The sequence below is a fragment of the Lishizhenia sp. genome (genome assembly GCF_057456495.1).
The window spans coordinates 1-5,263 of the sequence record NZ_JBVCPV010000196.1; the positions used below are offsets into that span (position 1 = coordinate 1).

Here is a 5,263-nt window from a genome sequence, read left to right on the forward strand (position 1 = left end):
CCCTTTGCATTGGCACCTACCACTAAATCTTTTATTCCATCGTGGTTTACATCTAAATAATAAGCAGCAGGGAAGATCTGTAAATTCGCGGGTGTGGTATTGCTTGGGAAGTTTAAATCGAAACTGGTCATGGCTGAGTTTTGATTGACAGCTGTACCACCATTGGTAACCAAAACTAAATTTTCGTGAGAAACATCACCGAGTACTAAATCGTAAACGCCAGAATTATCAATGTCTATAGCCAAAACAGTAGAACCTGAATGTCTGTTGCCACGTTGAGGGTTGGTGACCCAAGTTGTGCCATCGCAGGGTGGGTTGGTAGAATTTAAAGTAATACTGTTGTCTGTATTCCCTTCCTCAAATTGACCCCAGCATTCGTTATAGATTTCAAATTCTAGCGAATCAACGTTTCCATAATTTTCGATAGATAAGTTTTTATGGTACTCCACGGTTCCTCCGCTGTTACTAAATGTAAGTATGTCCATATCTCCGTCGTGGTCCACATCGACTAACGCAGGGATATCTGATGAACTGACAAAAAGCGTAGCTGGCCCTCCGTTGTAGATTGATTTTAGCTCACTTTTAAACAAATCAAAACTCAATTGATTCCCTGAACTCGTATTTTTATAAACACGTACACCTCCAATACCGTAGGTAAAAAGATCGAGGTCGCCATCATTATCGTAATCGAAAGTAGCTAAGCGGTAGCGGATGTCTGGAGGTAACTGAATTTCTGCTTTGTACTGGTACCTGTAGTGAGGATTCCCATTTTGAAAGCTTTTGAGGAAAAGTTGAATCTGATTGGAAGACCTATCGAATACCAACAAATCATCAAAACCATCTCTGTTAAAATCTAAATGAGAAAACTGTGCGTAATTTAAGCCACCCGCCCATGGATTGGAAAGTGTATCGCCGTTTATTTTTACTTGAGCAAAAGGGTTGTATTTAAAACCCAGTTGAGCTTGAAGTGAGTTGACAAGCGTAAGTACAACAATAAAAGCGATTAGTTTTTTCATGGATGCAATGATTTCTAGCCTTGAAATTACAAAATCTCTAGCGTTTTAGATGTCATTTTGAAGGAAGTGAAAGGTTTATTGAATGAAAGGAGAGGAATAATCTGTTAGGGGGAGGAACGGCACAACTTGATAGGGAGTTTTAGTGGAAGCCTTTGTGCAAAGCGACCAAAGAAGCTTTGCTGAAAGGGTCTGACTACTTAAACGATTTGAAAGGCGTACAGTGGATGACCCGACTCTCGATGAAAAATCGAGAGAACAGCCGGCTAAACAACTAAATTTATTTAAGTATTTTGTAAGCGTCTTGAGTATTAAACGTCTTTTGTATAAATGAGCACTATGGAACACATCGTAATTATTGGAAATGGTATTGCAGGAAGTACATTGGCGCGACATATTCGCAAGCTTTCTGACAAGCGCATAACCATGATTTCTGCAGAGCACGATAATTTTTTCTCGCGCACAGCTTTGATGTATGTGTACATGGGACATATGAGATTTAAAGATACAGAGCCTTACCCGAAATCTTTTTGGGAAAAGAATGACATTGCTTTGTTACACGATTATGTGAAGTGCATAGATGTGGAAGGGCAGGAGCTTTCTTTGGAAAAAGGCGAACGTTTGAAATATGATAAGCTGATCATCGCAACAGGGTCTTGTCCGAATAAGTTAGATTGGCAAGGTGTAGATTTAATTGGTGTACAGGGTTTGTATAGCAAGCAAGATTTAGAGAGCATGAAAGCCAATACACAGGGTATAAAACACGCCGTTGTTGTGGGAGGAGGATTGATAGGTGTTGAAATGGTAGAGATGCTTTTATCTAGAAATATCAGCGTAGACTTTATCGTTCGCGATGATCAATTTTGGAGGAGCGTTTTACCTGAACAAGATGCTGCATTTGTTTCTAATCACTTGCGCAAACATCATAATTTAAAACTTCATTTATCGGAAGAGCTGGATGAAATTTTAGGGAATGATGCTGGAGAGGTAAGGGCCGTAAAAACCTTACATGGAGAAGAAGAAATTCCATGCGATTTTGTAGGTTTAACCATAGGTGTTCATCCCAACTTAGCGGTTCTGCAAGGAAGTGATATAGCTGTGGAAAAAGGAGTTTTGGTAGATGAATATCTAAAAACAAATCAAGAAAATATTTACGCCATTGGCGATTGTACCCAACAAAAAAATCCTATGCCGGGAAGAAAAGCCATTGAACAAGTTTGGTATACGGGAAGGATAATGGGAGAAACTCTGGCACAAACGATTTGTGGGACTCCTACGAAATACAGTCCGGGTAACTGGTTTAACTCTGCGAAGTTTTTTGATTTGGAGTACCAGACTTACGGTTGGGTGCGCTCAGAACTTCAAGCAGATGAGGAGGAGTTTGTCTTTGAAGATAAAAAAGGAAAAGTGTTGGTTCACTTTGTTTACGATAAAAAAAGCAAAGCCTTGAAAGGAGTGAATACTTTCGGGTTGCGCTTGCGACATGAAGTGTTTGACCATTGGTTAACGCAGCAAACGGAGATAACGGAGGTGCTGTCTAACATTGAAAGTGCTGTATTTGATCCTGAATTTTTCACACGTTATGGTGCGGAAATTCTTACAGCCTTTAATGAGGAAAAGAAAATGAATATTGCCCTGAAATCTAAGAAATGGTGGCAGAAATTAATTCAAGCTTAAGAAGATGGAAACGAACTATTCATTAACAGGTGATGCAGGTCAATATTTAAATACTTGGCAGAAAATTGGTTTGGGGATTACTGGACTTGGACTTTTTATTGTGGTATTGTACTGGGGAAACTGGAATTCGCAAATCGAACCCTCTTGGTTTTTCTTTCCCTTGATGATTGCTTCTTTTGTATTGGGAACTGGTTTCTATACTTGGGGGGCTTATAAGGGAGCTCCGGCCGGAATAAAAAATAATGGTGTATACTTTAATCCCTTGACCAATAGAGGAAGTTTGGCTTGGGTTTCGGGAGTTTTACTTACACTGTTTTATGTGTGTTTATATTGGTTTCCTGGACATCTCGGATTAGGCATGGGAGCCAATGGTACAAATTTAGGATTGGTTGCACTCTTTGATGGTTTGAGTCATTTGTTCAGGAACAAAGATGCCGATCAATGGTTTGTGTATGGGACCTTTTATACCCTAGCCATAGTGTTTTTAGGAGTAAAATTCTTGGTGAAATACAGGCATAACAAATATCAGATAATACGAACGATAGTGGTGATGTTTTCTCAATTGGTTTTTGCCTATTTCCTCCCTTTTATATTAGAAGCTTTAGGAGCTAACGATGGCGGTTATTACAACTTGAATCCTGTAAATTATTACCCTTTAAATTATTCTTTCATTACGCCAGATCGTATAGACCCTATGGTGGCAGATGTGAACCAACCCATAGGAATGGCTTATTTGGTTTGGGGTATCATTGGCTTTTTAATCATTACTCCAGTAATTACTTATTACGTCGGAAAACGTTGGTATTGTTCATGGTTTTGTGGTTGTGGTGGATTAGCAGAAACTGCAGGAGATAGCTTTAGACATTTGTCGGATAAATCTGTGACCGCTTGGAAAATTGAAAGGTGGGTAATACACAGTGTAATGGTTTTTGTGTTTATCATGACCCTGGCGGTGATGTATACCTATTTTCTTAACCAGGAATTTGCGCTGCAATTTATTGTGCCGAGTAGAGGCGCGGGAATGTTCATCTTATTCGGATGGGTAGCCTTGGGGTTAATCGCCTTTTTATTCCTGTACTTTAAAAACAAAGGGAAATCAAGAAAGTACTTATTGGTTGGAGCTGCAATTTTTACTTTTTTAGGAGTACTGATGTTGGTGAATTATTCTTTAGGGAACCATCAAGCTTTTGGTATTGCTTCCTATAAAATTAAGCAGTGGTATGGTTTTTTTATTGGTGCTATTTTTTCCGGAATTATAGGTGTAGGATTTTATCCACTCTTAGGAAATAGAGTCTGGTGTAGATTCGGCTGTCCTATGGCTGGGTATATGGGAATTATTCAACGTTTTAAATCAAGGTTCAGAATTACAACCAATGGAGGTCAGTGTATTTCTTGTGGAAATTGTTCGACCTATTGTGAGCAGGGAATCGATGTGAGATGGTATGCCCAAAGAGGTCAGAACATCGTTAGAGCGAGTTGTGTAGGATGTGGAATTTGTTCTGCAGTTTGTCCTAGAGGGGTGTTGAAATTAGAAAATGGACCAGAAGAGGGTAGAGTAAATGATAATCCTATTCTCTTAGGAAATGATATGCCCCGCATGAATCCAAACGTAAAATAAAGTTACCTTAGATTTTTAAGGATGAAAAGTAAGCAAGTGTAGCATGAGGAATACTCCCATTATTAACGTGGTTATTCCTGCGTTTAACGAAGAAAAATCTATTGCGAAAGTAATAGGAGATATAGATAGAAATTTGGTTGACGAGGTAATTGTTGTAAATAACAATTCCACAGATAATACCTTAAAAGTTGCCCAGAATGCGGGCGCTGTAGTGTTAACGGAAAAACGCAAAGGTTATGGTTATGCTTGTTTATTGGGGATAGAAAGAACCCGTGCAAATACAGCAGATATTGTCGTTTTTTTAGACGGAGATTATTCTGATTATCCCCAGCAAATCAAAGAAGTTGTAACCCCTATTTTAGATCAAGATATGGATATGGTGATAGGTTCGCGTGCCTTGGGAAACCGTGAAAAAGGGTCTATGACTCCACAACAGGTTTTTGGAAATTGGCTGGCTACGCGCTTAATGAAACTCTTTTATGGAGCAAGTTTTACAGATCTTGGACCTTTTAGAGCTATCAAATCAACGTCATTGGAAAAATTGAAGATGGCCGATAAAACTTATGGTTGGACCATAGAGATGCAGATTAAAGCGGCTAAGCATAAGATGAACTTTTGTGAGGTCCCGGTAAAGTACAGAAAACGTATAGGTGTTTCTAAAGTCAGTGGTACCGTAAAAGGAACGGTGATGGCGGGGATTAAAATCATAGGAGCTGTTTTCAAGTATAAATTCACCAATAAATAGAAAAGATAGGAATGCGTTTAAATTTTTTATTTGAATGGGGAACAGCCTTTGGAAAAGAATATTTCTGGGGTGAGCTTTTGGCGACACTTATTTTGGTGAGTTATCTGTTGCTTCTTTTTTTAATATTCATGTATGGTGTTATGCAACTGCGTCTGGCTATTGCATATAGAAAATCTAAGCAAGGAACTAAAAGTGATGCGCCTTTAGATC

5 protein-coding genes are annotated in these 5,263 nt (G+C 38.9%); 4 read left to right on the forward strand and 1 reads right to left on the reverse strand.

Annotated features, from left to right (window positions below):
- On the reverse strand, positions 1-1,016 hold a 1,016-nt coding region (locus AC22ZQ_RS12260), incomplete at its 3' end, for an FG-GAP repeat domain-containing protein (protein ID WP_318959060.1).
- A 336-nt stretch (positions 1,017-1,352) separates the two neighbouring features.
- On the opposite strand from AC22ZQ_RS12260, the gene AC22ZQ_RS12265 reads away from it, so the two are divergent.
- From AC22ZQ_RS12265 to AC22ZQ_RS12280, 4 genes are all read left to right on the forward strand, one after another.
- Positions 1,353-2,690, forward strand: coding sequence for an NAD(P)/FAD-dependent oxidoreductase (locus tag AC22ZQ_RS12265; protein WP_318959061.1), 1,338 nt, complete (start codon positions 1,353-1,355; stop codon positions 2,688-2,690).
- A 4-nt stretch (positions 2,691-2,694) separates the two neighbouring features.
- Positions 2,695-4,308, forward strand: a complete 1,614-nt coding sequence (locus AC22ZQ_RS12270; RefSeq protein ID WP_318959062.1) for a 4Fe-4S binding protein — start codon at positions 2,695-2,697, stop codon at positions 4,306-4,308.
- A gap of 43 nt (positions 4,309-4,351) precedes the next feature.
- Complete coding sequence (locus tag AC22ZQ_RS12275; protein WP_318959063.1) at positions 4,352-5,053, forward strand: glycosyltransferase family 2 protein; 702 nt, start codon at positions 4,352-4,354, stop codon at positions 5,051-5,053.
- Positions 5,054-5,064: 11 nt separating this feature from the next.
- The coding region (locus AC22ZQ_RS12280; protein ID WP_318959064.1) for a hypothetical protein at positions 5,065-5,263 on the forward strand (199 nt) is incomplete at its 3' end.

Coding starts and splice junctions, on each gene's coding strand:
- AC22ZQ_RS12265 (WP_318959061.1), top strand. CDS start 1,353: ATGGAACACATCGTAATTATTGGAAATGGTATTGCAGGAAGTACATTG.
- AC22ZQ_RS12270 (WP_318959062.1), top strand. CDS start 2,695: ATGGAAACGAACTATTCATTAACAGGTGATGCAGGTCAATATTTAAAT.
- AC22ZQ_RS12275 (WP_318959063.1), top strand. CDS start 4,352: ATGAGGAATACTCCCATTATTAACGTGGTTATTCCTGCGTTTAACGAA.